Annotated in this window: 21 protein-coding genes and 1 pseudogene; 13 read left to right on the top strand and 9 right to left on the bottom strand. The window is 73.9% G+C overall.

Going from position 1 to position 26,175, the window contains the following annotated elements:
- Nucleotides 1–18 precede the first annotated feature (18 nt).
- Nucleotides 19–1,206, top strand: a complete 1,188-nt coding sequence (locus ACGFZL_RS18220) for a saccharopine dehydrogenase family protein (RefSeq protein WP_393692804.1) — start codon at nt 19–21, stop codon at nt 1,204–1,206.
- Between the two features lie 94 nt (nt 1,207–1,300).
- Nucleotides 1,301–1,486 carry a hypothetical protein gene (locus ACGFZL_RS18215; protein WP_355170500.1) on the top strand — a complete coding sequence of 62 codons (186 nt, stop codon included), beginning with the start codon at nt 1,301–1,303 and terminating at the stop codon, nt 1,484–1,486.
- Here the strand turns inward: ACGFZL_RS18215 and ACGFZL_RS18210 are convergent.
- Complete coding sequence (locus ACGFZL_RS18210; protein ID WP_393692802.1) at nt 1,483–2,172, bottom strand: endonuclease V; 690 nt, start codon at nt 2,170–2,172, stop codon at nt 1,483–1,485. The genes ACGFZL_RS18215 and ACGFZL_RS18210 overlap by 4 nt on opposite strands.
- A gap of 46 nt (nt 2,173–2,218) precedes the next feature.
- Between ACGFZL_RS18210 and ACGFZL_RS18205 the strand changes: the two genes are divergently transcribed.
- Both ACGFZL_RS18205 and ACGFZL_RS18200 read left to right on the top strand, forming a co-directional pair.
- Nucleotides 2,219–2,515: a YciI family protein gene (locus ACGFZL_RS18205; protein WP_393692800.1), complete on the top strand. Its 297-nt coding sequence runs from the start codon at nt 2,219–2,221 to the stop codon at nt 2,513–2,515.
- Between the two features lie 195 nt (nt 2,516–2,710).
- Nucleotides 2,711–3,121, top strand: a complete 411-nt coding sequence (locus ACGFZL_RS18200) for an SsgA family sporulation/cell division regulator (protein ID WP_355170494.1) — start codon at nt 2,711–2,713, stop codon at nt 3,119–3,121.
- 20 nt (nt 3,122–3,141) lie between these two features.
- Here the strand turns inward: ACGFZL_RS18200 and ACGFZL_RS18195 are convergent, their stop codons facing one another.
- Nucleotides 3,142–3,813, bottom strand: coding sequence for a GPP34 family phosphoprotein (locus tag ACGFZL_RS18195; RefSeq protein WP_393692798.1), 672 nt, complete (start codon nt 3,811–3,813; stop codon nt 3,142–3,144).
- A gap of 309 nt (nt 3,814–4,122) precedes the next feature.
- Between ACGFZL_RS18195 and ACGFZL_RS18190 the strand changes: the two genes are divergently transcribed.
- The 3 genes from ACGFZL_RS18190 (at nt 4,123) to ACGFZL_RS18180 (ending at nt 9,171) form a co-directional block, all read left to right on the top strand.
- Nucleotides 4,123–5,748 (top strand): ABC-F family ATP-binding cassette domain-containing protein, encoded by a 1,626-nt coding sequence (locus ACGFZL_RS18190; protein ID WP_393692796.1) that lies wholly within the window; start codon nt 4,123–4,125, stop codon nt 5,746–5,748.
- Nucleotides 5,749–5,758: 10 nt separating this feature from the next.
- Entirely contained in the window at nt 5,759–8,056 is a 2,298-nt protein-coding gene (locus tag ACGFZL_RS18185; protein WP_393692794.1) for an ATP-binding cassette domain-containing protein, read from the top strand.
- 140 nt (nt 8,057–8,196) lie between these two features.
- Nucleotides 8,197–9,171 carry an acyl-ACP desaturase gene (locus ACGFZL_RS18180; RefSeq protein ID WP_393692792.1) on the top strand — a complete coding sequence of 325 codons (975 nt, stop codon included), beginning with the start codon at nt 8,197–8,199 and terminating at the stop codon, nt 9,169–9,171.
- Between the two features lie 87 nt (nt 9,172–9,258).
- Here the strand turns inward: ACGFZL_RS18180 and ACGFZL_RS18175 are convergent, their stop codons facing one another.
- Entirely contained in the window at nt 9,259–9,504 is a 246-nt protein-coding gene (locus ACGFZL_RS18175) for a WhiB family transcriptional regulator (protein ID WP_355170484.1), read from the bottom strand.
- A 184-nt stretch (nt 9,505–9,688) separates the two neighbouring features.
- Here ACGFZL_RS18175 and ACGFZL_RS18170 point away from each other — a divergent pair, with 184 nt between their 5' ends.
- On the top strand, nt 9,689–10,474 hold the full coding sequence (locus ACGFZL_RS18170) for a VOC family protein (protein WP_393692790.1): 786 nt from the start codon (nt 9,689–9,691) through the stop codon (nt 10,472–10,474).
- Nucleotides 10,475–10,478: 4 nt separating this feature from the next.
- On the opposite strand, the gene ACGFZL_RS18165 is transcribed toward ACGFZL_RS18170, so the two are convergent.
- The 3 genes from ACGFZL_RS18165 to ACGFZL_RS18155 are packed head-to-tail and all read right to left on the bottom strand — an operon-like array spanning nt 10,479 to nt 12,730.
- Entirely contained in the window at nt 10,479–11,492 is a 1,014-nt protein-coding gene (locus ACGFZL_RS18165; RefSeq protein ID WP_393692788.1) for a LacI family DNA-binding transcriptional regulator, read from the bottom strand.
- Nucleotides 11,489–11,683: a hypothetical protein gene (locus ACGFZL_RS18160; protein WP_393692967.1), complete on the bottom strand. Its 195-nt coding sequence runs from the start codon at nt 11,681–11,683 to the stop codon at nt 11,489–11,491. Before ACGFZL_RS18160 ends, ACGFZL_RS18165 begins: the two co-directional genes overlap by 4 nt.
- Nucleotides 11,684–11,719: 36 nt before the next feature.
- Entirely contained in the window at nt 11,720–12,730 is a 1,011-nt protein-coding gene (locus ACGFZL_RS18155; RefSeq protein WP_393692786.1) for a multicopper oxidase domain-containing protein, read from the bottom strand.
- Nucleotides 12,731–12,991: 261 nt separating this feature from the next.
- On the opposite strand from ACGFZL_RS18155, the gene ACGFZL_RS18150 reads away from it, so the two are divergent.
- Together ACGFZL_RS18150 and ACGFZL_RS18145 are read left to right on the top strand one after the other, a co-directional pair.
- Entirely contained in the window at nt 12,992–15,421 is a 2,430-nt protein-coding gene (locus ACGFZL_RS18150) for a ThuA domain-containing protein (protein ID WP_393692965.1), read from the top strand.
- A gap of 14 nt (nt 15,422–15,435) precedes the next feature.
- Nucleotides 15,436–17,631, top strand: a complete 2,196-nt coding sequence (locus ACGFZL_RS18145; protein WP_393692963.1) for an OmpL47-type beta-barrel domain-containing protein — start codon at nt 15,436–15,438, stop codon at nt 17,629–17,631.
- Nucleotides 17,632–17,658: 27 nt separating this feature from the next.
- On the opposite strand, the gene ligD is transcribed toward ACGFZL_RS18145, so the two are convergent.
- Nucleotides 17,659–18,669 (bottom strand): non-homologous end-joining DNA ligase, encoded by a 1,011-nt coding sequence (ligD, locus tag ACGFZL_RS18140; RefSeq protein WP_355170476.1) that lies wholly within the window; start codon nt 18,667–18,669, stop codon nt 17,659–17,661.
- Between the two features lie 73 nt (nt 18,670–18,742).
- Between ligD and ACGFZL_RS18135 the strand changes: the two genes are divergently transcribed.
- Nucleotides 18,743–19,810 (top strand): ATP-dependent DNA ligase, encoded by a 1,068-nt coding sequence (locus ACGFZL_RS18135; protein ID WP_393692784.1) that lies wholly within the window; start codon nt 18,743–18,745, stop codon nt 19,808–19,810.
- Between the two features lie 16 nt (nt 19,811–19,826).
- On the opposite strand, the gene ACGFZL_RS18130 is transcribed toward ACGFZL_RS18135, so the two are convergent.
- Complete coding sequence (locus tag ACGFZL_RS18130; RefSeq protein ID WP_393692782.1) at nt 19,827–21,020, bottom strand: zinc-dependent alcohol dehydrogenase; 1,194 nt, start codon at nt 21,018–21,020, stop codon at nt 19,827–19,829.
- A 174-nt stretch (nt 21,021–21,194) separates the two neighbouring features.
- Here ACGFZL_RS18130 and ACGFZL_RS18125 point away from each other — a divergent pair.
- A pseudogene (locus ACGFZL_RS18125) lies at nt 21,195–22,112 on the top strand (DUF3048 domain-containing protein); the annotation flags it as partial.
- Here the strand turns inward: ACGFZL_RS18125 and ACGFZL_RS18120 are convergent.
- The gene (locus tag ACGFZL_RS18120; RefSeq protein ID WP_393692780.1) at nt 22,019–24,871 is read right to left on the bottom strand and encodes an ATP-binding protein; all 2,853 of its coding nucleotides are present in this window, start codon (nt 24,869–24,871) and stop codon (nt 22,019–22,021) included. The pseudogene ACGFZL_RS18125 and the gene ACGFZL_RS18120 sit on opposite strands and share 94 nt — an antisense overlap.
- A 215-nt stretch (nt 24,872–25,086) precedes the next feature.
- On the opposite strand from ACGFZL_RS18120, the gene ACGFZL_RS18115 reads away from it, so the two are divergent.
- Nucleotides 25,087–26,040 carry a DUF2510 domain-containing protein gene (locus ACGFZL_RS18115; RefSeq protein ID WP_393692778.1) on the top strand — a complete coding sequence of 318 codons (954 nt, stop codon included), beginning with the start codon at nt 25,087–25,089 and terminating at the stop codon, nt 26,038–26,040.
- Nucleotides 26,041–26,175 lie beyond the last annotated feature (135 nt).

Below are 26,175 nucleotides of genomic sequence, written 5' to 3'. Positions count from 1 at the left end.
GGACCACGAAGGGATGCCATGAGCAGGTTGAACAAGGCGGACCGGCCGTACGACGTCGTGCTCTTCGGGGCGACCGGCTTCGTCGGCGCGCTGACCGCGGAGTACCTCGCCGCGCACGCGCCCGAGGGGCTGCGCTGGGCGATCGCCGGGCGCAGCGAGGACAGGCTGCGCCGACTGCGGGACCGCCTGCCGGGCGCCGGCGACGTCGGGGTGCTGCGCGCGGACGTCTCCGACCCGGCCTCGGTGCGGGAACTGGCCGCGCGGGCCCGGGTGGTGGCGACCACCGTGGGCCCGTACGTGCGGTACGGCGAGGAGCTGGTCGCCGCCTGCGCGGAGAGCGGCACCGACTACCTCGACCTCACCGGCGAGCCGGAGTTCGTGGACCTGATGTACGTCCGGCACGACGCGGCGGCGCGGGAGACCGGGGCCCGCCTGATCCACGCCTGCGGCTTCGACTCCGTACCGCACGACCTGGGCGTCCACTTCACCGTGCGGGAGCTGCCCGAGGGCGTGCCGCTGACGGTGGACGGCTATGTGAGCGTCGACGCGGCGTTCTCGGGCGGCACCTTCGCCTCCGCGCTCGGCCAGTTCGCGCGCGGGCGGCAGCTGCGGGCCGCCGCGCGGGACCGGCGGCGGCACGAGCCGCGCCTGGTGGCCCGCCGGGCGGCGGCGCCGGTGGGCGCGCCCCGGTTCGCCGGGGAGGTGGGGTCCTGGGCGCTGCCGCTGCCGACCATCGACCCGCAGGTCGTGCGGCGCTCCGCGGCGGCCCTGGAGCGCTACGGGCCCGACTTCCGCTACCGCCACTACGCGGCCGTGCGCCGGCTGCCGGTCGCGGTGGGCGGTGTCGCGGGGATGGCCGCGCTGCTGACGGCCGCGCAGGTGCCGGCCGCCCGGCGGTGGCTGTCCGGCCGGCTGAACCCCGGGGACGGGCCGAGCCCGGAGAAGCGGGCCAAGAGCTGGTTCCGGGTGCGGTTCGTCGGCGAGGGCGGCGGCGAGCGGGTGTTCACGGAGGTGTCGGGCGGCGACCCCGGCTACGACGAGACGGCGAAGATCCTCGCCGAGGCGGCGCTGTCGCTGGCCCTGGACGACCTGCCCCCGACGGCGGGCCAGGTCACCACGGCGACCGCGATGGGCGACGCGCTGACCGAGCGCCTGCGCGCGGCGGGCATCGTCTTCCGGGTCGCGGCGCGGCGCGCGGCGGTTTGAGACTTCCCGGCGCCCACCTGGCCCCCGACCTGCGCCTACGGCCTTTCGCGAGCGGCGAAGTCTCACTGGGGGCGTCAATGAGAGCCTTGACGGTATGAAGTTCCTTCTGGAGATCACCATGGACGAGGGCGCCGTCGCCGAGGATCCGGCGGGCGAGCTGCAGCGGATCCTGCGCTACTGGGGCGGCAATCTGCACCACTACGAACTCGAGCCCGGTGCGGGGTCGGTGGTGTACGACTCGCGTTACGCGGAGGCGGGCCGCTGGAGCATCACCGGTTAGCCGACGGCCTCCCGCAGGGCCCGGCGGCACAGCGCGTCGGCCCTGCGGGTGGTCTCCGGCAGGCGGTAGGCGGGGGTGAGGGCGAGCGTGTGGGCGCAGGCGGTGGCGAGGTCCACGCGGTGGCCGACGGAGACGTAGACCGGCTTGACCCCGTCCCGGGTCCGCAGCGCGCGCCCGACCTCCTCGGTGCCGGCGAGCAGCGGGGCGCCGCTGCCGCGCTCGGTGGCCGGCTCGGCGTGGGTGAAGGTGAACGGGTTCTTGGCGACGCCGATGGTGGGCAGGCCGGTGAGCACCCCGAGGTGGCTGGCGAGGCCGAAGCGCCGGGGGTGGGCGAGGCCGTAGCCGTCGCAGACCACCGGGCCGGGCGGGCAGGGCAGCGCCTCCAGGGCGGCGAGCACGGTGGGGATCTCCCGGAAGGCCAGCAGTCCCGGCACGTACGGGAAGGAGATCCGGCCGACGGCCGTCGCCTCGGCGACCACCGCGAGCGTGGCCGCGTCCAGGACGACGGCCGCGGCGGCGACGACGTCCCGCTCGTCGTCGTAGGCGACGTCCACGCCGGTCACGCGGCCGGTGCCGGGTGGCGGTCCCGGCTCGTCGAGGACGACCCGGGTGCGCAGCGCGTCCTGGACGGCGCGGGCCTCGGCTTCGGTGGCGGGCCAGCCCGCCGGGACGCGTACGGTCGTCATGGTGGCGCCGAGCCTACGTGATCACCGCGGGAGTAGGCTCGGACCTATGTTCGTGCTGGAGTTGAGCTACACCGCCCCGCTGGACGCCGTGGACGCCGTGCTGGCGGAGCACGTGGCGTGGCTGGACGAGCTGTACGCGCGGGGCGTCTTCCTCGCCTCCGGGCGCAAGGTGCCCCGCGACGGCGGGGTGATCCTCGCCGTCGCCGCGGGGCGGGCGCGGATCGAGGAGATCGCCGCCGGGGACCCGTTCGTGCGGGCCGGGGTGTGCGCGTACCGGATCACCGAGTTCGCCGCCACCAAGACGGCGCCGGCGCTGGCGGGTTACCGGGAGGACCTCGCCTGACCGGGGACGCCGGGGGGTCACCCGTTCGGGGGAACATGGGCCCCACGGGGAGAGTCAGGTCACTCTCGTGCATGCCGGCGGTGACAGAGGTCACTAGCAGAGCGTGTGCACGGATCGGCCGGATCGCACGTCTCCTTCAGTGCCCGGTCGGTTCCGCCCCGGCAGTCCGTCCAGCCGTCACGAGGGAGCAAGCCGTTGCCCACCGTCATCGAGCAGCCCGTCGAGGCGCGTCTGGTCGCCGCGGCACCGCGCATGCCGAGCATCCCGGCCACCCTGCACTACGACCGGAGTGACCCCTTCGCCGTGCGCATGACCTTCCCGGCGCCCGCCACGCTGGAGGGCGTGGAGGTGTGCTGGACCTTCTCCCGGGAGCTGCTCGTCGCGGGGATGCAGGAGCCCGAGGGCCACGGCGACGTGCGGGTGCGCCCGTACGGATACGACCGGACCGTCCTGGAGTTCCACGCGCCCGAGGGCACGGCCGTGGTGCACGTCCGCTCCGGCGAGCTGCGCCGCTTCCTGCACGCCGCCGACGAGCTGGTGCCCCTCGGCCGTGAGCAGCTGGACCTGGACGAGGACCTGGCGGAGCTGCTGCGCGGCACCTGCTGACGCCCGCCCCGGGGCCGGGGTCAGCGGCCCGCCGGCGCCCCCGTCCGCCCGGCCTCCGCGCCCACCGCTCCCCGGACCGCGAGGGCCAGCTCGGCCAGCCCCGGCGCCGCGACCGCGCCCCGCGCGGTGAGCGCCCCGAGCCGCTCCGCACGGGCGTCCCGGTCGCCCCGCCCGTCCGCGAGGTGCGGCAGGGCCGCCGCCGCGAGCACCGCGAGGGCCGCCTCCCGCCCGGTGACCCCGCCCGCGGGCACCGCCCCGCCGAGCAGGTCCCGCGCCTCCTCGCGCAGCGCCCGTGCCGCGGCGGGCCGGGCCAGGACGTGGTCGACCGACGGGAAGACGCCCAGGGCCCGCCGCTTCTCGGCCCGTACGTACCCCTCGGCGACCAGCTGCTCCCGTACGGCGTCGAAGGTCTCCCGGGCCCGCAGCCGCACCCAGCCCCGCCACCGGCGCGGCCGGGACGCGCGGACCAGGTCGAGGAGCCCGTCGAGGACCGCGTCCCCGGTGCGCGGGCCGGGCGCGGCGGGTACCGGGGTGCCCGCGTCGTCGGTGAGCAGGCCGCGCAGGGCGAGGTCGGCGAGGGCGCCGGCGCGCACCAGGTGATGCAGCGGCGCGGTGTCGGCGGCCCGGGGGCGGGCCGGGTCCCAGGCCAGCAGGCAGAGGCGGGCCGGCAGGGAGAGCGAGCGGTCGGGCACGGGAGCCTCCTCGTCGGCCTGCGGCCGGCCCTCCGGCCGGTCGGCGTTCAATCGCGTTGACAGCGCACCGGGCGCTTCTTACGGTGGTCGAGCTTCTGTTGCCGTCGATCGGAGAAGGACGTTGCTCGTCTGAGGTCCTGAGACACCGCGTCACACGTCACGCGCATGCCCGGCATGCCGCGATCGCGTGTGGGCGCCGTGTGTGACCTTGGCCGTACGAGCCGTCCCAGCGGAGCAGGGCCTCTTCCTCCCTCCCGGTGTCTCCATACGCGTTTGCCCCTGACCGCATCACGCAACCGCGGAGGCCCCATGGCTACCTCCATCAGCTGTACCTCGCTCACCTTCGCCTGGCCCGACGGCACCCCCGTCTTCGACGGCCTGGACGCCGCCTTCGGCCCCCGCCTGACCGGCCTGGTCGGCGTCAACGGGTCGGGAAAGTCGACCCTGTTGAAGCTGATCGCCGGCCGGCTCACCCCCGCCGACGGCACCGTCCGGGTGGCCGGCGAGGTCGGCTACCTGCCGCAGAACGTCACCCTGGACACCGCCCAGCGGGTCGACGAGGTGCTCGGCATCGCCGCCCGGCGCACCGCGCTGCACGCCATCGAGGCGGGCGACGCCGCCGAGGCGCACTTCGAGGCCCTCGGCGACGACTGGGACGTCGAGGAGCGCGCCCTCGCCACCCTCGGCGAACTCGGCCTCGGCCACATCGGCCTGGACCGCACCGTCGGCGAGGTCTCCGGCGGCGAGTCGGTGCTGCTGCGGCTGGCCGCGCTGCTGCTCGGCCGGCCGGACGTCCTGCTCCTGGACGAGCCGACCAACAACCTTGACCTGTACGCCCGGAGGCGGCTGTACGCGGCCGTCACCGCCTGGCCCGGGGTGATGGTGGTGGTCAGCCACGACCGCGAACTCCTCGACCTGGTCGACCAGATCGCCGACCTGCGCGGGGGTGAACTCGTGCGCTACGGCGGCAACTTCACGGCGTACGAGGAGGCGCTGGCCGTCGAGCAGGAGGCGGCCGAGCGGATGGTGCGGGTCGCGGAGTCCGATCTGCGCAAGCAGAAGCGCGAACTCGCCGACGCCCAGGTCAAGCTGGCCCGCCGCAAGCGGTACGGGCAGAAGATGTACGAGCAGAAGCGGGAGCCGAAGATCGTCATGGGGGCGCGCAAGCGCGCGGCGCAGGAGTCCGCGGGCAAGCACCGCATCATGCACGAGGAGCGGCTCGCCGAGGCCAGGGAGCGCCTGGACGACGCGGTCGAGGCGGTCCGGGACGACGACGAGATCCGCGTCGACCTGCCGTTCACGGCCGTGCCGCCCGGCCGGTCCGTGCTGACCCTGCGCGAGCTGGAACTCGCCCACGGCGCCCGCGTGGAGGGCGGGTTCGACCTGCACGGCCCCGAGCGGATCGCGCTGATCGGGCGCAACGGCGCCGGCAAGACGACGCTGCTGCGCACCGTCGCCGGGGAGCTGGCGCCGGTGGCGGGCGAGGCGACGGCCCATGTGCCGCTGCGCTTCCTGCCGCAGCGGCTCGACGTCCTGGACGACGGGCTGAGCGTGGTGGAGAACGTGGCCCGGTTCGCGCCGGGCGCGACCGCCAACCGGATCCGGGCACGCCTGGCCCGCTTCCTGTTCCGCGGCGCCCGGGCCGACCGCAAGGCGGCGACGCTCTCCGGCGGCGAGCGGTTCCGGGCGGCCCTCGCCGCGCTGATGCTCGCCGAGCCGGCGCCGCAGCTGCTGATGCTGGACGAGCCGACCAACAACCTGGACATGGCGAGCGTGCGCCAGCTCACCACCGCCCTGGAGTCCTACGAGGGCGCGCTGCTGGTCGCCAGCCACGACCTGCCGTTCCTGCACGGGCTCGGCATCACCCGCTGGCTGCTGATGGAGGAGGGAGAACTGCGGGAAATCACGCCAGAAGCTGTCGGGTATCCGGCCTAGCGTCGGGGGCATGACGCAGAGCAGCAGCGATTTCATCACCCTCACCGGAGCCAGGGAGAACAACCTCCAGGACGTCACCCTCCGCATCCCCAAGGGCCGGCTGACCGTGTTCACCGGTGTCTCGGGGTCGGGGAAGTCGTCGGTCGTCTTCGACACGATCGCCGTCGAGTCGCAGCGCCAGCTGAACGAGACGTTCACCTGGTTCGTGCGCAACCGGCTGCCGAAGTACGAGCGGCCGCACGCGGACGCCCTGGAGCACCTCTCCCCCGCCATCGTGGTCGACCAGCGTCCGGTGGGCGGCCACTCGCGCTCCACGGTCGGCACGATGACCGACGTGCACTCGGTGCTGCGGGTGCTGTTCTCCCGGCACGGCACGCCGTCCGCCGGGTCCGCGACGGCGTACTCGTTCAACGACCCGGCGGGCATGTGCCCCGGCTGCGACGGCCTGGGCCGCACGGTACGCCCGGACTGGGACCGGATCCTGGACCCGGCCAGGTCGCTGGCGGGCGGCGCGGTCCGCTTCCCGCCGTTCGCGGCGGGGACCTGGCAGGGACAGGCGTACACCAACAGCGCGGAGCTGGATCCGGACAAGCCGGTGGGCGACTTCACGGACGCCGAGCGGGACTTCCTGATGCGCGGGCGCCCCGGCAGCAAGGTCACCGTCCGGGGCAGCGGCGGCACCTGGACCACGGACTACGAGGGCCTCGCCGACCGCTTCGAGCGGCTGTACCTCAAGCGCGACCTGTCGGCGACGAGCGAGAAGACCCGGGACCTGGTCGGCCGGTTCGTGGTCGAGGGCCGCTGCCCGCAGTGCGGCGGGGCCCGGCTGAACGCGGCGGCGCTGGCCTCCCGGATCGACGGGCGCTCCCTCGCCGACCTGTGCGCCCTCCAGGTGAGCGACCTGATCCCGGTGCTGCGGAGGATCGACGACCCGGTGGCCCGGCCGGTCGCGGTGGCGGCGGTCACCGCGCTGGAGCGCATCGAGGCGATCGGCCTCGGCTACCTCTCCCTGGAGCGGGAGACCGCGACGCTCTCCGGCGGCGAGGGGCAGCGGCTGAAGACCGTGCGGCATCTCGGCTCCAGCCTGACCGGCATGACGTACATCTTCGACGAGCCGAGCGTGGGGCTGCACCCGCGGGACGTCGGGCGCCTCGGCGACCTGCTGCTGCTCCTGCGCGACCAGGGCAACACGGTGCTGGTGGTCGAGCACGACCCGGACGTCGTCGCGCTGGCCGACCACGTGGTCGACATGGGCCCGGGGGCCGGCACCGAGGGCGGCCGGGTGGTGTTCGAGGGGACGCCCGCCGCGCTGGCCGCCTCGGACACGGTCACCGGCCGGTGCCTCGGGCGGCCCACGTCGGTCAGGGCCGTGCCGCGGGCGGCGACCGGGGAGCTGTGGGTGAAGGGGGCCGAGCGGCACAACCTGCGGGACGTGACGGTGCGGTTCCCCACCGGGGTGCTCACCGCCGTCACCGGGGTCGCCGGGTCGGGCAAGAGCACGCTGGTCGCGGAGCTGACCGGGGCCCACGAGGACGCCGTGGTGGTCGACCAGTCGTCCATCGGCGTCTCGGCGCGGTCCACCCCGGCGACGTACCTCGGGATCATGGACGCGGTGCGCCGGCTCTTCGCCCGGGCGACCGGCACCGAGCCCGGCCTGTTCAGCTTCAACTCCGCCGGGGCGTGCGGCACCTGCGAGGGCCGCGGGGTCATCCACACCGACCTCGCCTTCATGGACCCGGTGACGACGACCTGCCAGGACTGCGCGGGGCGGCGGTTCAAGGAGGAGGTGCTGCGGCTGCGGGTCGACGGCCACTCGATCGCCGACGTCCTGGACATGACGGCCGGGCGGGCGCTGGCGTACTTCACCGACGCGGGCGTGTGCCGGCGGCTGCGCGCGCTGAGCGAGGTGGGCCTCGGATACCTCACGCTCGGGCAGCCGCTGTCCACCCTGTCCGGCGGCGAGCGGCAGCGGATCAAGCTGGCCACCCGGCTGCACCGGACGGGCGCGGTGTACGTTCTGGACGAGCCGACCACCGGCCTGCACCTGTCGGACGTCGACGGGCTGCTCGACCTCCTGGACCGGCTGGTGGACGCCGGCAACACGGTGGTGGTCGTGGAGCACAGCCTCCAGGTCGTCGCGCACGCCGACTGGGTGGTCGACCTCGGCCCGGACGGAGGGCGGGACGGCGGCCGGATCGTCTTCGAGGGCACGCCCAAGGAGCTGCTCGGCGCCGGCGGATCGCACACGGCGGAGCATCTGCGACGGGCGGTGCGGGGCCCCGTCCCCGGGCCCGCAGAGGGCCTCTGATCAGGAGCGTTGGCCAGAGGCTTTACGGAGTGCTTAACCTACGGTCTCGTAACCTACGGTTTCGTAGCCTACGAGGCCGTAGGTTTCCTGGCACCGCTCGCCGGACCGCAGTCCGCTCACGCACGTCCCCTGGAGTACCCGTGACGATCACTTCCGCACATCTCGGCACCTCTGCCGCCTGGACCGACGCCCGGCTGCTGTACGCCCTGGAGGAAGTGGTCGAACGCGAACTGGAGCGGCACCTGAAGGTCGCCAAGGACTGGATGCCGCACGAGTACGTGCCGTGGAGCGACGCGCGCAACTTCCCCGGGTTCTTCGAGGACGGGGCGGCCTGGGAGAAGGAGCAGTCGAAGGTCACCGAGGTCGGCCGGATCGCGCTGGTGGTGAACCTGCTGACCGAGGACAACCTGCCCAGCTACCACCACGAGATCGCCACTCTCTTCGGCCGCGACGGCGCCTGGGGCACCTGGGTGCACCGCTGGACCGCCGAGGAGGGCCGGCACGGCATCGTGATGCGGGACTACCTGCTCGCCTCGCGTGCGGTGGACCCGGACAAGCTGGAGCAGTTCCGCATGGCCCACATGAGCGAGGGCTTCGAGTCCGACAACCGGCACTCGATGCTGCACTCGGTGGCCTACGTCGCCTTCCAGGAGCTGGCCACCCGCATCTCGCACCGCAACACCGGCCACCAGTCGGGCGACCCGGTCTGCGACCGCATGCTGGCCCGCATCGCGACCGACGAGAACCTGCACATGATCTTCTACCGCAACCTCCTCAAGGCGGCCTTCGAGATCGCGCCCGACCCGACGATGCTGGCGGTGCGGGACGTGGTCGTGGACTTCCGGATGCCCGGGCACGGCATCCCCGGCTTCGAGCGGGCCGCCGCGCAGATGGCCATCGGCGAGGTCTACAACCTGCGCATCCACCACGACGACGTGATCCAGCCGGTGCTGCGCTTCCTGAAGGTCATGGAGATCGACGGCCTCGGCCCCGAGGGGCGGCGGGCGCAGGAGGAGCTGGGCCTGTTCATGGGCGGCCTGGACGACGAGGCGAGCCGCTTCGACGAGAAGCTCGCGGCGCGCAAGGCGCGGATGGCGGCGCGGGCCGGGGGCTGAGGCGCCAAGGGCCCGTCACCCGGCTCCCGGCTCCGGGAGCCGGGGCACGCTGGTGATCGTGGAGCGGGTCCCCGACCGGCCGGCCGGTCAGTCGGCGGCGCGGCGCAGGGCGAGGCGTTCCTTCTCGGACAGGCCGCCCCAGACGCCGAAGCGCTCGTCGTTGCCGAGGGCGTACTCCAGGCAGGCCGGGCGGATCGCGCACAGCGCGCAGATCCGCTTGGCCTCCCGGACCGAGCTGCCCGGCTCGGGGAAGAAGAAGTCCGCGCCGGTCTGCGCGCACAGCGCCTCCTGCTGCCAGGCGAGTGCGGGGGTCGCGATCGTGTCGAGATGCATGGGGCGAGCGTGCCGGACGGCGCGAAACGTTCGATCAACGCGCCGTCAACGACGGGCCTCCGGCCGCACCGATGGTCCCCCGCGGGGCGGCACGACGCACGGCGGCGCGCGGGCGTTCGCGGGGGCTCCCGGGTGGTGGAAGACTCGGTGGGGTAGGCGGCCGACCGGCCCCGAGGAGGACGCGATGCTCACGACCCACTTCGTCCCCGGCGCTCCGGACTGGCTCGACGTGAGCGTGCCGGACCTCGACGGCGCCGCCTCCTTCTACGGCGGCCTGTTCGGCTGGCGGCTGGCCCCGGCGGGGTCGGAGTCCGGCGGGTACGGCTACTTCCAGCTGGACGGCCGGACGGCCGCCGCCGGGATGCGGAGCGAGGCCGGGCAGGGGCCGCCGGCGTGGACGGTGTACTTCCACACCCAGGACGCCGAGACCACCGCCCGCGCCTCGCGGGACGCCCACGGCGCCGTGCTGGTGGAGCCGGCCGAGGTGCCGGACAAGGGCACGGTGGCGGTCCTCGGCGATCCGGCCGGGGCGGTGTTCGGCGTCTGGCAGCCGGGGTCGCTGGCCGGGTTCGAGGTGACCGGGGAGCCCGGCGCGCTGTGCTGGGTGGAGCTGTACACGCCGGACGTCGCCGCGGCGGCGGTGTACTACCGCGCGGTGCTCGGCCTGGAGACCTCGGCGACGCCCATGTCCGGCGGCCCGTACACCACCCTCACGCCGGGTGACGCGGACGACGAGGCCATGTTCGGCGGCGTCCGGCCGCTCGCCGACGACCCGGTGGAGACGCGTCCGCACTGGCTGCCGTACTTCGCGGTCACCGACACCGACGCCGCCGTCACCGCCGCCCTCGAACTGGGCGGCACGGTGCGGATGCCGGCCACGGACATCCCGGACGTGGGCCGCACCGCCCGCCTCGCCGACCCCTACGGCGCCGAGTTCGCCCTGCTGACGCCGCTGCCGCGGCGCGGGTAGGCCGTCAGGCGGAGGCGCGTCGGACCAGGGTGGTCGGCAGGATCACCCCGGAACCGGTGGGTGACTCGCCGCCGCTCAGGAGCAGGCGGGCCATCAGGCGGCCCATGCCCTCGATGTCCTGACGGACCGTGGTCAGCGGCGGGTCGGTCTGCTCGGCGACGGGCAGCATGTCGTCGAAGCCGGCCACCGCGACGTCGTCCGGCACCCGCAGGCCCCGTTCGCGGAGCACCCGCAGGGCGCCCGCCGCGGTCAGGTCGTTGGCGGCGAAGACGGCGTCCAGGTCCGGGCGGAGCGCCAGCAGCTCCCGCATGGCCCGCTCGCCGCCGGCCGCGGTGAAGTCGCCGCCCGCGACGAGCGCCGGGTCGGCGCCGGGCCGCACGTCCTGGAAGCCGGCCAGCCGGTCGGCCGCGGAGGTCTGGTCGAGCGGGCCGGTGATGTGGGCGACGCGGGTGCGGCCGAGCCCGGTGAGGTGGCGCACGGCCGCGCGGGCGCCGCCGCGGTTGTCGCTGTCGACGTAGGCCACGTCGTCCCCGCCGGCGTCCCAGCCGGGGCGCCCGCCGAACACCGTCGGCACTCCGGCGCGGCGGACCAGGCCGGGCAGCGGGTCGTCCAGGTGCAGGGAGAAGACGAGCGCGCCGTCCACGTGGCCGCCGGCCAGGTAGCGCCCGACCCGGTCGTGGTCCTCGCGGCCCTCGGTGAGCAGCAGCACGAGCTGGGTGTCGTGGGCCGTCAGCTCCTTGCTGATGCCGCGCAGCTGCTGGGCGAAGTAGGGGTCGGCGAAGACCCGGGTCTCCGGTTCGGCGGCGACCACGGCCACCGCGTCGTGGCGCCGGGTCACGAGGCTGCGGGCGGCCTGGTTCGGCACGTAGCCCAGCTCCTCCACCGCCCGCCTGACCCGCTCGGCCAGCGCGTCGCGCACCCCGTTCGCCCCGTTGACCACCCGCGACACCGTGGCCCTCGAGACCCCGGCCCGCTCGGCCACGGCCTCCAGCGTGGGACGCGGCGCGGTCTCGCTCACTTCGGGACTCCTCGATGGCGGCTGCCGCTCAGGATAGCCCCGTCCCCCACGCGGCCTCGGCGGGCCGTGAGCGCGGCGCCCGAGCCGGCGCGCCCTTCGAGGAGACCGTCGACGATCAGCCGGCCCGTGGCCGGCCGCACGACGTTGCGGCCGACCCCGTGCTCCCCGGCGAGCCGCACGCCCGACGGCAGCCGTGTTCCGTTCCGCGGGGCCGAGGGCCCGTGCCGTCAGTGGTGGTGGTGCTCGGTGGCCCCCTTCGGCTGCGGGGCGGACATCGTGCCCTGGGTGCCGTGGTCGTGCTCCTCGTAGCCCGGGATCGTGCCGTCCGGCTTCTTCACCAGGAACAGGCCGACCATGCCCATGTCGGAGTGGCTCTGGACGTGGCAGTGGTACATCCACGCGCCGGCGCCGACGCCCTCGCCGGCGACGACCTGGAAGCCGAAGGAGTCGGCGGGGCCGCAGATCTTGTTGTCGATGACCTGGCTGGGGTCCTCGGGGCCGGTGAGCATGCCGGTGCGGTTGTCCGCCCAGCGGTGACCGTGCATGTGGAAGGTGTGGTAGTACTCGCCGTGCGTGATCATGACGATCTCGACGCGGTCGCCCACGGTGGCCTCGAAGTTCGGGCCCTGCGGCAGGTTGTTGATCAGCATGTCGTTGAAGACGATCGTGTGCGTGGCGTCCGGCAGGACGTCGCCCTTGCGGCGGACGACCACCGGGCCGTACAGGCCCTTGCGGATGCCGCCGGTGCCGTGCTCGGTGCCGACGACGTGGTCGTGGTAGTGCCAGTAGCCGGCGCTGCCCGCCCGCCAGGTGCCGTCGGCGCGGCGGCCGGGAGCGTGGGTGCGCCAGGTGTAGGTGCGGGTGGCGCCGGGCTCGACCTCGCCGTGGTTCATCCTGGTGCCGTCGCTGGAGATCTCGTAGTCCAGGCCATGGACGTGGAGGCTCGCGGTGACGTCCATGGTGTTCTCGAACTCGATGTGCAGGGTGTCGCCCTCGGTCAGCTCGATCAGCGGCCCCGGGATGCTCGCCTTGCCCTTCTCCAGGCCGTAGCCCAGCTGGCCGTCGGCGAGCTTCTCGGCGTACATCTTGAGGTGGCGCACCTGCCCGCCGGCCGGCGCCGTGCGGGCCGCGACGGCGGCGGCCGGGGCGGCGCCGGCCAGCTCGGGACCGATCGACAACGATGTCGCGGCGGCGGCGCCGCCCAGCAGCACCCGTCGGTTGAAAGCGCGTCTGTCCATGCCGAACTCCCCACAGTGGTATGGGCTCAGGGCCTGTGGGACGGTACCGGCCGCCTCCCGGTTTTTCCACACTCAGGACAAAGTTCGGTCGATCCTGGTGATACCTCTTGGCGAACCGTGCAAAGAGGTCTAGCTTCCTCAGCGCTGTCGCTGCGACCGAGGAGGGTGGGTCACCACATGCGGTTGACATCGCATCACATGCCCGTGCACCACGGAGGATCGAGCACCAAGGCCCGGCACAGACGGATCTGGGCCGCGTCCCTGACCGCGGGCCTCGTCACGGCCGGCCTGCTGTCGGGCACGTCCGCCAGCGCCCGCCCGGCGCCGGATCCGTCCCTGACAACGATGTCCGTCAAGTCGCCGCCCGGCGGCTCCGACGTGCGCGTCCTGGTCTTCTACGGCTCCGCCGCGGCCGGCGACGAGTCGCCCGTCGTGAACGCCGGCATCGCGGCGATCGAGCGCATCGGGCAGACGGGCCCGGCCGCGGAGCGGTTCACCACCGAGGCCACCGGCAACGCCTCGGTCTTCACCAACGAGCGCAAGCTGGGCAAGTACAACGCGATCGTGTTCCTGACCGGCGGCGGCGACGTGCTGAACGCCGAGCAGGAGGCCGGTCTCGAGGCGTACATGGAGGCGGGCGGCGGCTTCGTCGGCGTCCACGACGCGGCCCGCGCCGAGCCGTACTCGGACTGGTTCACCGGCCTGGTGGGCGCCCGCCCCGCCGCCGGCGCCGCGCCCGCCGTGCAGCGGGCCACCGTGGAGGTCGGCGACCGGCGCAACCCGGCCACCAAGGACCTGCCGCTGGAGTGGAAGCGCCCCGACCAGTGGCTCAACTGGGCGAAGAACCCCTCAGGCGAGGTGCACACCGTCGCCCGGGTCCGCGAGTCGACGTACCAGCCGGGCACCGGCGCCAACGGCACCGACCACCCGGTCAGCTGGTGCCGGGACTACGACGGCGGCCGGTCCTTCTACACCGCCATGGGCGGCACGGCGTCGTCGTACGACGAGACCGACTTCCGCGCCCATCTGCGCGGCGCCCTGATGTGGACCACCCGCCTCGCGCAGGCCGACTGCAAGGCCACCATCACCGCCAACTACCAGGCGGAGCGGCTCACCCAGCCCAACCAGCCGGGGCAGAACGACCAGATCGGCGAGCCGCACGGCCTGGTCACCGCGCCCGACGGCCGGGTCTTCTACATCGGCCGCGGCGGCGCCGACGCCTCCCAGCCGGTGATCACCGACTGGAACAACCCGGACGTCGGCAAGGGCAAGGGCCAGATCCACGTCTACGACCCGAAGACCAAGAAGGTCACCCTCGCCGGCGAGCTGACCGTCTTCGGCAACAAGGGCGGCGGCGAGGAGCTGACCAAGGTCGAGGAGGGCCTGCTCGGCATCGAGCTGGACCCGCGCTTCGCCGAGAACGGCTGGGTGTACCTGCACTACACGCCGCACTCGCAGATCAACCGCGACACGCACATGGCCGAGCGGCGGGTCTCCCGGTTCACCTACAACAACACCACCGGCAAGCTGGACATGGCCAGCGAGAAGGTGCTGCTGAAGTGGCCGGTGCAGATCCACAGCTGCTGCCACGCGGGCGGCGGGCTTGCCTGGGACTCCAAGGGCAACCTGTACATCGCCACCGGTGACAACAACTCCAGCGGCTTCAGCGACGGTTACTCGGGTAACAACCCGCAGCCCAACTTCAAGGGCGTCTCCTTCGCCGACGCGCGCCGCACCGCCGGCAACACCCACAACCTCAACGGCAAGATCCTGCGCATCCACCCCGAGCAGGACGGCACCTACACCCTCCCCGAGGGCAACCTGTTCACCGGCAAGGAGACCGCCGAGGGCGGCGGCAAGACGCGCGGCGAGATCTACGTGATGGGCGTGCGCAACCCGGCCCGCATCTCGGTCGACAAGGCCACCGACACGCTCTACGCCGGCTGGGTCGGCCCGGACGCCGGCGCCCCGTCGACGACCTGGGGCCCCGCCAAGTACGACACCTTCGCCGTGATCACCAAGGCGAGCAACCGCGGCTGGCCGTACTGCATGGGCAACAAGCAGCCCTACCGGGACCGCAATCTGCCCGACCCGACCAAGCCGCTGGGCTGGTACGACTGCGACCACCCGAAGAACGAGTCGCCGAACAACGACGGCCTGGTCAACCTGCCGCCGGTCACCGGCAACAACATCTGGTACTCCCCGCAGGGCGGCGGCCCCGACTACCCGCGCGACGCCAACGGCGTCCCGTCGTACAAGGAGTCGGAGGCCACCTACAAGCTGCCGTGGCTCAAGGGCGGCGGCCAGGCGGCGATGGACGGCCCGGTCTACCGCTACGACGCCGCGAACTCCAGCGCGGTGAAGTGGCCCGAGTACTGGGACGGCAAGTGGTTCGTCGGCGACTTCTACGACGCCGACCAGCCGCGCAACGCGGTGCTGATGGACCCGAGGACGCAAGGCGACGGCGGGATCCCGGTGCACTCGGAGTCGCTGAAGAAGATCGTGCCGGTCGGCGACAGCGGCATCAAGAACCTGATGGACTGGAAGTTCGGCCCGGACGGGGCGCTGTACGTCCTCGACTACGGGCGCGGCTTCTTCACCTCGGACGCCAAGTCGGCGCTGTGGAAGGTCACCTACAAGGGCGGCGGGCCGACCCCGGCCGCCGGCCGGCTGGCGAGGGGGACTCAGTGACAGGCAAGCGAAGAGTGTGGGCCGCCCTGCTGGCGGGCCTGCTGCTGGTGCTCGGACTCCAGACGACCACGTCGGCGGCCGGGGCACGCGAGGACCGGCCCGAACAGGCCGCCGCCGCACAGGTGCTCACCTGGACGGCCGGCGACGACATCACCAAGTACGGCAGCGCCCCGGAGACGGCGGTCGCCGGACCGGCCACCATCGTCTTCGAGAACAGCGCGGCCACCGGCAACACCACCGGCATGCCGCACACGCTGACCTTCAGCACCAGCGACCCGGAGTACAACACCGACGTCCAGCTGAACATCCTGGCCAACCCCGGTGACGACCAGGGCGGCAAGCACACCGCCGAGGTCACCCTCTCCCCCGGCCGCTACTTCTACCACTGCACGATCCCGGGCCACACCAGCATGACGGGCGTGCTGACGGTGACCGAGGGCGGCGGCGGTGACGACACCACGGCGCCGGAGACCTCGGCGAAGGTGACCGGCACCCAGAACGCGCAGGGCGACTACGTCGGTTCGGCGACCGTCACGGTCACCGCCACCGACGCCGACTCCGGCGTGGACCGGGTCGAGTACGCGGTGGGCGCCGACGGCGCCTGGCAGCCGTACACCGCGCCGGTCGTGGTGGACCAGGTCGGCGAACAGACCGTGCGCTACCGGGCGTTCGACAAGGCGGGCAACGCCGCCGCCGAGAAGAGCGAGACCTTCACGGTGGCCGCTCCGCCGACCGACGACACCACCGCGCCGGAGACCTCGGCCACGGTCAGCGGCGAGAAGGACGCGAACGGCAATTATCTCGACATGGCGACGGTGACCGTCACCGCGTCCGACACCGGTTCCGGCGTCAACACCATCGAGTACGCGATCGGTTCGGACGGCGCCTGGCAGCCGTACACCGGGCCGGTGATGGTGCACCAGGTGGGCGCGCAGACCGTGCGCTACCGGGCCACCGACAAGGCGGGCAACGCGGCGGCGGAGAAGAGCGTGCAGTTCACCGTCGTGGCCGCCCCGCCGCAGGACACCACGCCGCCGGTGACCGGCGCGACCGTCAAGGGCACCAAGAACTCCGCCGGCGCGTACGTCGGCCGCGCGGAGGTCAGCGTGAGCGCGACCGACGAGGGCGGCTCGGGCGTGGCCGGGGTGGAGTACTCCCTGGACGCCGGCCCGTACCTGGCCTACAGCGCGCCCGTGGTGGTCGACCGGGCCGGGCGGCACACCGTGGCCTACCGGGCGAAGGACAAGGCCGGCAACACCTCGGCGTCGCTGAGCGTCAGCTACTCGGTGGTCTCCGGCGGCGGGGTGCCGGCGCCGGGCTGCCCGGAGTACGACGAGCGGCTGACGGTGATCGTCGGCACGGTCGACACGGGCGTGCCGAACCGGGTGACCGACAACCGGTGCCGGATCAACGAGTTGATCGAGGACGAGAAGGAGTGGACGTCCCAGGCGCTCTTCGTCAAGCACGTGGGTGAGGTCACGGCCGCGCTGAAGGCCGAGGGCGTGATCGACCAGCGCGAGGTGAAGGCGATCAAGCAGGCGGCCCGCGATTCCGGCATCGGCACGCCGGGCCAGACCGACGGCTACCGCACCATCCTCGGCGAGGACCCGGCCACCTTCGCCAAGTGGGAGCAGGTGGGTGGCGGTTCGTTCACGCGCAACGCGGACGGCTCGATCACCAGCGGCACCACCAAGGACGGCCTGGGCATGCTCTGGTTCCCGGAGCGCACCTACGGCGACTTCTCGCTCAAGCTCCAGTGGCGGGACGACGCCCCGGGCACGGCCAACGCCAACGGCGGCATCTTCGTGCGCTTCCCGCAGATCCACGACCACCCCGAGGAGCCGCGCCCGGAGTGGGCGGCGATCAAGTACGGGCACGAGATCCAGGCGTTCGACAGCCCGAGCGGCGACATGTACAAGTCGGGTTCGATCTACGGCTTCGACCGGGTGGGCCTCGCCGGCGCCCAGGTGACCCAGAAGGGCACCTGGAACGACTACGAGATCCGGGTGGTGGACCAGCACTTCTCGGTCTTCCGCAACGGCGTGCTGATCAACGAGTTCGACAACATCGGCGGCCAGGACTTCTACCCGGCACGCTCGGACGACCCCGGCACCGACGGGCGGCGCTGGGCGGCCGGTTACCTCGGACTCCAGGTGCACAGCACGACGGACGTCATCTCCTACCGGGACGTCCGGGTCAAGGACCTGTAGGGCCGTACTGAGAGATCCCGGGCCGGGTCAGGACTGCTTCCTGGCCCGGCTCGGCTGCACCCGCCGGGGCTCGCCCGGCATCTTCGGGTACTCCGGCGGGTACGGCAGGTCGCCCAGGTCGTGGTCGCGCTCGTCCTTCGCCGCCAGCTCCAGGAGGGCGTCGAGGGGGTAGGCGTGGTCGTCCATGTCCGCGTGCACGTCGCCGACCTCGGCGAAGCGCGCGGGCATCGTCGTGATGTCGAAGTCCGCCGGGCGGGCGTCGGCCACCTCCTCCCAGCGCAGCGGCGCGGAGACGGGGGCGCCGGGGCGCGGCCGCACCGAGTAGGCGGAGGCGATGGTGCGGTCGCGGGCGGTCTGGTTGTAGTCGACGAAGATCTTCTCCCCGCGCTCCTCCTTCCACCACTTGATGGTGACGTGCTCCGGCATCCGCCGCTCCAGCTCCCGGCCGACGGCGATGGCCGCGCGCCGCACCTGGGTGAAGGTCCAGCGCGGCTCGATCGGCACGAACACGTGCAGCCCGCGCCCGCCGGAGGTCTTGGGCCAGCCGCGCACCCCGTACTCCTCCAGGAGCGGGCGCAGTTCGTGGGCGGCTCGCACGGCGTCCTCGTAGCCGGTGCCGGGCTGTGGGTCGAGGTCGATGCGCAGCTCGTCGGGGTGGTCGACGTCGGCGCTCCGCACCGGCCAGGGGTGGAAGGTGAGGGTGCCGTACTGGGCGGCCCAGACCACGGCGGCCTGCTCGGTGGGGCACATCTCGTCGGCGCTGCGACCGCTGGGGAAGGTGATGTGCGCGGTGGGGATCCAGTCGGGCATGCCCTTGGGGGCGCGCTTCTGGTAGAACCACTCGCCGCCGACGCCGTCGGGGTAGCGCTCCAGGGTGGTCGGCCGCTCGCGCAGGGCACGCAGGATGCCGGGGGCGACCGCCTGGTAGTAGCGGGCCACGTCCAGCTTGGTGTAGCCGTGCTCCGGGAAGAAGACCTTGCCCGGGTTGGACAGCCGGACGGTGCGCCCGGCCACTTCCAGTTCCACCGCTTCCGCCATGCGGCCACGGTAGGCGCGGTGGACGTACCTCGCACATCAGGCGAAACGGGTCGCCGACTCCTAGAGTCGGCTCATGGACCTCCCCGTCATGCCGCCCGTGAAGCCGATGCTCGCCAAGTCGGTGGCGGCCATCCCGCCGGGCATGCACTACGAGGCGAAGTGGGACGGGTTCCGCGCGATCGTGTTCCGCGACGGGGACGAGGTGGAGCTGGGCAGCCGCACTGGCAAGCCGCTGACCAGGTACTTCCCCGAGCTGGTGGCGGCGGCGAAGGAGCGGCTGCCGGAGCGGTGCGTGGTGGACGGCGAGATCGTGATCGCGCGGGAGGGCCACCTGGACTTCGACGCGCTGAGCGAGCGCATCCACCCGGCCGACTCCCGGGTGCGCACGCTGGCCGAGCGGACGCCCGCCTCATTGGTCGTCTTCGACCTGCTGGCCCTCGGCGACGAGTCCCTGCTCGGCGCGGAGCTGTCCGAGCGGCGGGCCCGCCTTGAGGCGGCCCTGGCGGGGGTGACGGCGCCGGTGCACGTGGCGCCGGCCACCGAGGACGTCGAGGTGGCCCGGCGGTGGTTCGAGGAGTACGAGGGCGCGGGCCTCGACGGCGTGGTGGCCAAGCCGCTGGACCTGCGCTACCGGCAGGACGAGCGGGCCATGTTCAAGGTCAAGCACGAGCGCACGGCGGACGTCGTCGTGGCCGGGTACCGCCTCCACAAGAGCGGCCCGGTGGTCGGCTCGCTGCTGCTCGGCCTGTACGACGACCGGGGCGCGCTCCAGCACGTCGGGGTCAGCGCGGCCTTCCCGATGAAGCGCCGGGCCGAGCTGATCGAGGAGCTGGCGCCGCTGCGCATGGACGACGTGCGGGGCCACCCGTGGGCCGCCTGGTCCCAGGAGGCGGCCCACGAGTCGGCGCGGCTGCCGGGTGCGCCGAGCCGCTGGACGGGCCGCAAGGACCTGTCCTGGGTGCCGCTGCGACCGGAGCTGGTGGCCGAGGTGGCGTACGACCACATGGAGAACGGCGCCCGCTTCCGGCACACGGCCCGCTTCCGCCGCTGGCGCCCGGACCGGACGCCCGAGAGCTGCACCTACGCGCAGCTGGAGGAGCCGGTGCGCTACGACCTGGCGGAGATCCTGGGCGGCGGCTGAGGGCCGCCCAGGAGGCTCAGGGCCGCATCAGCACCTTGACCGCGCCGTCCTGCTTCTTCTGGAACATCTCGTAGGCGTGCGGCGCCTCGGCCAGCGGCACCCGGTGGGTGGCGAAGTCGTCCACGCCGAGCGGGTCCTCGTCGGTGAGGTACGGCAGGATGTCGTCGCTCCAGCGCCGGACGTTGGCCTGGCCCATCCGCAGCTGGAGCTGCTTGTCGAACATGGTGAGCAGCGGCATCGGGTCGGCCTGGCCGCCGTAGACGCCGCTCAGCGAGACGGTGCCGCCGCGGCGCACCAGGTCGATGGCGGTGTAGAGGGCGGTGAGCCGGTCCACGCTGAAGCGCTCGGCGAGCTTGCCGCCGAGGGCGCGGGGCAGCGCGCCGGCGGCCGTCTGGGCGAGCTTGGCGGCGGCGCCGCCGTGCGCCTCGGTGCCGACCGCGTCGATCACGGCGTCCGGGCCGCGCCCGCCGTCGGTCCGGTCGCGGATGGCCTCGATCAGCTCCTTCTCGCTGTCGAAGGAGGTGAGGTCGAAGGTCTCCACGCCCCGGGCCCCGGCCCTGGCCAGCCGCTCGGGCACCAGGTCCACGCCGAACACCCGCCCGGCGCCCCGGGCGAGGGCGATCCGGCAGGCCATGTCGCCGATCGGGCCGAGGCCGAGCACGGCGACGGTGCCGCCGCGCGGCACATCGGCGTAGGCGACCGCCTGCCAGGCGGTGGGCAGCACGTCGGAGAGGTAGACGAAGCGGTCGTCCGAGGGCCCCTCGGGCACCTTGATCGGCCCGAACTGGGCCTGCGGCACCCGCAGGTACTCGGCCTGGCCGCCGGGCACGGCGCCGTAGAGGCGGGTGTAGCCGAAGAGCTGGGCGCCCATGCCCTCGCCGGTGACCTGGGTGGTCTCGCACTGGGTGGGCAGTCCGCTGCCGCACATGTGGCAGTGCCCGCAGGCGATCTGGAAGGGGACCACGACGCGGTCGCCGGGCCTGAGGTCCGTCACCTCCGGGCCGACCTCCTCCACGATGCCCATCGGCTCGTGCCCGAGGATGTCGCCCGGGGTCATGAACGGCGTGAGCACCTCGTACAGGTGCAGGTCGGAGCCGCACAGCCCGGTGGAGGTGATGCGGACGACCGCGTCGGTGGGTTCCTGGATCGCCGGATCGGGCACGTCCTCCACCCGTACGTCCCGCTTGCCCTGCCAGACCACTGCCTTCATCGCCACGCACTCCCTCCGGTGTGGCGGCCGGGTACCCGGGCGTCACCCGCCGAACCGCTGTGACTGGGCCGAACAGCGGATACCGGGTGCATTATCAGATTCCGTCGGGTATGGCACTGCTTGCTGTCAAAAGCGCACAATCTATGCCAAGGAACGGGCGGACAGGTGGTCGGTATGCGACAGAGAACGCACATCCGGGGTGGTGCCGTACGGGTGCTGCTGACCGCGGCGATGGCGGGGGCACTGGCGGCGGGCTGCACCTCGGGGCCCGGCCCCGACCAGGACGGCCGCGCCCCGGCCCCGGCCACGCCGACCCGGGCGCCGGAGACGCGGGATCCAGGCGGTGAGCCCACCGCCACCGGCTCGGTGCTCGCCGTCAAGGTCGACAACGTCGGCGCGGCCCGACCGCAGACCGGCCTGGACGCCGCCGACGTCGTCTACGCGGAGCCGGTCGAGGGCGGCCTCAGCCGGCTCATGGCGCTGTACGCCACGCGGCTGCCGGCGGCGGTCGGACCGGTGCGCAGCGCCCGGGAGTCCGACCTGGAGCTGCTGCGCCAGTTCGACCGGCCGACGCTCGCCTTCTCCGGCGCCCAGCACAAGCTGCTGCCGCTGATCGACCGGGCCCCGCTGCGGGCCGAGCCGGCCGACGAGTCCTCGGACGCCTACGGCCGCGACGCCGACCGGCCCGCCCCGCACAACCTCTTCCTGCACCCCGCCCGGCTGCTCCCGGCGCCGGCCGGCCGGGCCGCCCTGACCACCGGCTTCCGCTACGGCGACGCCCCCGCCGGCGGCAGGCCCACGGCCTCCCGCACGGTCCGCTACCCGGCGGCGTCCTTCGGCGTCACCTGGTCGCCGGAGCGCGACCGCTGGCTGGTCTCCCTGGACGGCACCCCGGCGACCACGTCCGACGGCGAACGGCTGGCCCCGGCGACCGTCGTCGTGCAGCACGTGCGGGTGCGCGACTCCGCCTTCCACGACTTCCTGGGCAACGCCTCGCCCTACGTGGAGTCGGTGGGCTCCGGAAGCGCGGAGGTGCTGCGCGACGGCCGCAGCCTCGCGGCGCGCTGGAAGCGCGGCGCGGCGGCGGACGGCACGGCGTTCACCGCCGAGGACGGCACACCGATGAACTTCGCCAAGGGCCAGGTGTGGGTGGTGTTCGCGGCGACGGAGTGACGTCTAACGCGTAAGACCGTCAGGAGCGCCGTGCGGGCGCGGTCCGCGAGGCCGTCCGCGCCGCAGGACTCCGCGAGCGCCAGGCCGCGTTCCAGTTCGGCCGCCGAGCCGGCGAGCAGTCCGTGTTCGACGCGGGCGGCGGCGTGCTCGTACTGGCAGGGCGAGGCTTCCAGATAGGTGACGGCCTGGGCGGCGAGCCGGACCGCGCGCGGCCCGCTCTCCAGGGCCGCCGCGCAGCGCAGGGCCTCCCCTATGGCGGTGTCGGTGCCGAAGCGCTCGGCCTGGCGGCGGGCGTCGGCGGCCAGCCGGGCCGCCCGCTCGGGATCCTCGGCGGCGAGCGCGCGGGCCAGGTCGGTCGCCCAGGGGACGACCACCGGGTTGTGCCGGCCGCGGGCCGCCGCGGCCTTCTCGGCGGCCTCCAGCTCGCTCACGCCCTCCGCGGTGCGGCCGGTGGCCAGCAGCAGGCGGCCCCGGACCGAGCGCGGGTCGGGCAGCACGATGGTGGACGGGTAGGGCGGCGCGAAGCCGTACTGGTCGGCGAGCGAGGCGGCCTCCTCGACGTGGCCGCGGGCGAGCAGCGTGTCGACGAGGTTGCAGGTGGCCGACCAGTACAGCGGCAGCCCGCGCCCGACGCGTTCGGCGATGCGCAGCGACTCGCGCAGGGACCGCTCGGCCTCCTTCAGCCGGCCGCGCCTGCGGTGGCCGAGCCCGACATAGGCGTACGCGAGGGAGAGGTGGCCGCCGCCGTAACCCGCGCTCTCGTAGGCGCGCAGGGCCTCGGTGAACAGCGCCTCGGCGCGGTCCAGGCGGTCGGTGTACGCGTAGGCGCTGGCCAGCATCATCGGCAGCTCCAGGCCCCACTCGGTGTCGGTCCAGCCGAGTCCGGGTGCGAGGCGGCCGTTGACCAGGGCGCGGTCGCAGTACTCCACGACCTCCTCGGCGCTCTCGCCGTGCGTCATGGCGTCGAAGCCGCGCAGGATGAGCAGGGCCCGCTCCGAGTTGTCCCGCCCCGTGCAGGACGAGGCGAGTTCGGCGAGCCGGGCGGAGCGGCCGGGTGAGGGCGTCTCGCCGGCGTGTATGCCCTCCCACATGAACTGCACGGCCTGCAGCCGCAGTCGGGCCGCGGGGTCGGGGTTGCGGGCGGCCTCCGCCTCCACGGTGCGCAGGGCCTGGTCCAGCTGGTCGTTGTGGAGCAGCGCCTGGGAGAGCCGGAAGACGGCGTCCACGCGCTGGTCGCCGTCGAGGCCGTCCATGGCGAGGGCCTCGCTCAGGTGGCCGATGGTGGCGTCGAGCCGGGTGAGCAGGGTGGCGCAGCCCAGTTCGTAGAGGACCCGGGCCTTGGTGTCGGGTGACGGCGGTTCCTCGAGGGCGCGTTCGAGGCAGCGGCGGGCCGCGTCGGGGGCGCCGACGGCGAGGTGTTCGCGGGCGGCGTCCCGCAACTGCCACACGATGTCCTGGTCGTTGTCGGGCAGGACGTGGAGCAGGTGGCGGGAGGCGACGGCGGCGCCGAGTCCGCGGTCGGTGACCAGTTCGGCCGCGATGCCGTGCATGGCCCGGCGCAGCCCCGTGGGGATGGAGTCGTAGACGGCGGTGGCGATCAGCGGGTGCAGGAACTCCAGCTCGCCGTCGGTCGTCCCGCGCGCCTCCGGGTCGGCGTCGGCGAGGATGCGGGCGTTGCGAAGGAGTTCGGCGCAGCGGGCGGCGTCCACGCGCTGGAGGGTGGCGAGACCGGAGACCATGTCGACGGTGATGCCGGTGCTGAGGATGGCCGCCGCCCAGGCGAACCGGGTCGCGTCGATGCCGAGCTGGGTCAGCCGGGCGACGAGGCCGCCGCCGCGGGCCGAGCTGTTCAGGGCGCGCAGTTCGCCGGCGTGGGCCTCGACCGGGTCGAGGGCGCTGTCGCGGACCTTGGCGAGGAGTTCGACGGCCTCGTAGGGGTTGCCGCCGGTGACGGCCCACACCTCGCGGCAGAACGGGGCGTCGGCGTGGGCGCCGAGGGCGGCCCGGGTGAGCCCGGCGGTGGACTCCGGGGTGAGGGCGGTGAGCCGGGCCAGGGGCAGCCCGGCCGCGGTGATCTCCTCCAGGTGGCGGGCCCGGTCGCCGGTGGCCTCGCCGGGACGGCGGGCGACCACGACGAGGACGGAGGTCTCCGTGAGCCGCCCGGACAGCGCGGTGAGCCAGCGCAGGGTCTCCAGGTCGGCCCAGTGGGCGTCGTCGATCAGCAGGACCAGGGGCCACTCGCGGTGGGCGAGCCGGCACACCGCGGCGACCAGGCCCTCGCACACGCCCTGCGGGTCGGCCTGCCCCTCGCCGGGCTCGGCGATGCCGAGGGCGGGTCCGGCGATGCCGTACCAGTCGCCCAGGTACTCGCGGGCCTCCTCCGGGAGCATGGACACCAGGGCGGGCTGGAGCAGTTGCCGCACGACGTTGTAGGGGACGGAGCGCAGGGTCTCGCCGCCGCGCGCCTGCCAGACGGTGGCGCCGCGGGACTCGGCGACACGGCGGGTCTCGGCCAGCAGGGCGGTCTTGCCGAGCCCGGCCTCGCCCTGGCAGACCAGCAGGGTGCCCGGTGACGAGCGGTCGGCGCACAGGGTGTCGATCGCCCGCGTGATGGCGGCGACCTCGTCGTCGCGCTCCCACAGGGCGGCCGAGGCGGCCGTGGGCCGTACCTCCGTCATCCCGCTACCTCCCCAAGTCGCCCGGACGGCGTCGGGTCGAGCCTAGCCCGCCGACCGCCCGCGTGGGGCGTGCCGGGGGCAGTGGTTGCCGTCCGGGAGCACATACGGTAAAGCGCCCCGACACGCCGCGACCATCAGCGGCGACGTGTTCCTGACCCGCCGTCAGCCGGGGGGCCTCTCATGCCGCTTTCACCGACGCCTCCTACGGTGTCCCCATGACGCACGCGACTCCTCCCGGGTGGTACCCGGACCCCGGGCAGACAAGTGACGGTCCCGCCACCGAGCGATGGTGGGACGGGACGGCGTGGACCGGGCAGGTCCGCCCCGCAGGGCAGGCCGGGGCGCAGCCAGGGGCGCCGGTCGCGGCCCCTGGACCGTACGGCCCCTACCCCGTGCACCCGGGCTACCCCGGCCACCCGGGGCCGCCGGCGCGGCGCCGCACCGCACGGCTGGTCATAGCCGGCGTGGTGGCCGTCGTCGTGCTCGCCGGCATCGGCGTGGGCGCCACCCTGCTGACCGACGGGGACGGAAAGGGCGACCGGGCCGACTCCCGGCGGGCGGAGCCGCGCACCCCGGGCGGGCAGGACGGGCCGGGACGGTCGGCCGGGCCGGACACCCCGGACGCTCCGAAGAGCGACGGCGGCCCCGTGCCGGACCCGGTCAGCGGCATCAGCCTGCCGGTGCCGGACGGCTGGAGCGGCTCGCAGCTGTCGGTGGGCGCCGCGGTGACGTCCGACGACAGCTACCCGTGCCCCGGCGACGCCTCCGCGTCCTGCACCAAGGGCGGCGCCTACTCGGCGCCCGCGAAGGCGCTGGGCACGAAGGGCACCACCGCGCAGGAGGTCGCGAAGGCGGACATCGCGGCGAACGCCGAGGAGTCCTACGGCGGCAAGTCGTACGGCGGGATCACCTCGCACCAGGTGCTGGCCTCCAAGGCGGTGACGGTGGCCGGGCAGCGGGGCTGGCTGGTGCGCTGGAAGGCGGTCACCAGCAAGGGGTCGGACGGCATCGTGGAGTCGCTGGCCTTCCCCGCCCCGGCGGGCGCGGAGTCCCTCGTCGTCGTCCGCTTCGGCGTCGACGAGGAGCAGACGGCGGCCGTCATCGACGAGATCACCCGCGGCATCGAGAAGTCGTCCGCCGGCGGCGGGGGCAACGGCCAGGACGTCTGAGCGCGGGGCGGAGGTCCGGGCGGGGGGGGGGGGGGGGGGGGGGGGGGGGGGGGGCCCCCCCCCCCGCGCGCGGGGGCGCGCGCCCCCCCCCCCCCCCCCCGCGCGGCCCCCCGCCCCCCCCGCCCCCCCCCCCCG

Origin of the sequence: Streptomyces sp. NPDC048182, from assembly GCF_043202555.1 — a bacterium.
Classification (GTDB): domain Bacteria; phylum Actinomycetota; class Actinomycetes; order Streptomycetales; family Streptomycetaceae; genus Streptomyces.
Note: the sequence above shows the minus strand (reverse complement) of the source record. Positions and strands in the feature narration are given on the sequence as shown.

Bases quoted from the DNA above. Each gene is read 5' to 3' on its own strand.
- ACGFZL_RS18185 (WP_393692794.1), top strand. From the start codon at position 5,759: ATGACGCAGAGCAGCAGCGATTTCATCACCCTCACCGGAGCCAGGGAG.
- ACGFZL_RS18190 (WP_393692796.1), top strand. From the start codon at position 4,123: ATGGCTACCTCCATCAGCTGTACCTCGCTCACCTTCGCCTGGCCCGAC.
- ACGFZL_RS18135 (WP_393692784.1), top strand. From the start codon at position 18,743: ATGGACCTCCCCGTCATGCCGCCCGTGAAGCCGATGCTCGCCAAGTCG.
- ACGFZL_RS18155 (WP_393692786.1), bottom strand. From the start codon at position 12,730: ATGGACAGACGCGCTTTCAACCGACGGGTGCTGCTGGGCGGCGCCGCC.
- ACGFZL_RS18205 (WP_393692800.1), top strand. From the start codon at position 2,219: ATGTTCGTGCTGGAGTTGAGCTACACCGCCCCGCTGGACGCCGTGGAC.
- ACGFZL_RS18120 (WP_393692780.1), bottom strand. From the start codon at position 24,871: ATGACGGAGGTACGGCCCACGGCCGCCTCGGCCGCCCTGTGGGAGCGC.
- ACGFZL_RS18220 (WP_393692804.1), top strand. From the start codon at position 19: ATGAGCAGGTTGAACAAGGCGGACCGGCCGTACGACGTCGTGCTCTTC.
- ACGFZL_RS18175 (WP_355170484.1), bottom strand. From the start codon at position 9,504: ATGCATCTCGACACGATCGCGACCCCCGCACTCGCCTGGCAGCAGGAG.
- ACGFZL_RS18130 (WP_393692782.1), bottom strand. From the start codon at position 21,020: ATGAAGGCAGTGGTCTGGCAGGGCAAGCGGGACGTACGGGTGGAGGAC.
- ligD (WP_355170476.1), bottom strand. From the start codon at position 18,669: ATGGCGGAAGCGGTGGAACTGGAAGTGGCCGGGCGCACCGTCCGGCTG.
- ACGFZL_RS18170 (WP_393692790.1), top strand. From the start codon at position 9,689: ATGCTCACGACCCACTTCGTCCCCGGCGCTCCGGACTGGCTCGACGTG.
- ACGFZL_RS18115 (WP_393692778.1), top strand. From the start codon at position 25,087: ATGACGCACGCGACTCCTCCCGGGTGGTACCCGGACCCCGGGCAGACA.
- ACGFZL_RS18210 (WP_393692802.1), bottom strand. From the start codon at position 2,172: ATGACGACCGTACGCGTCCCGGCGGGCTGGCCCGCCACCGAAGCCGAG.
- ACGFZL_RS18215 (WP_355170500.1), top strand. From the start codon at position 1,301: ATGAAGTTCCTTCTGGAGATCACCATGGACGAGGGCGCCGTCGCCGAG.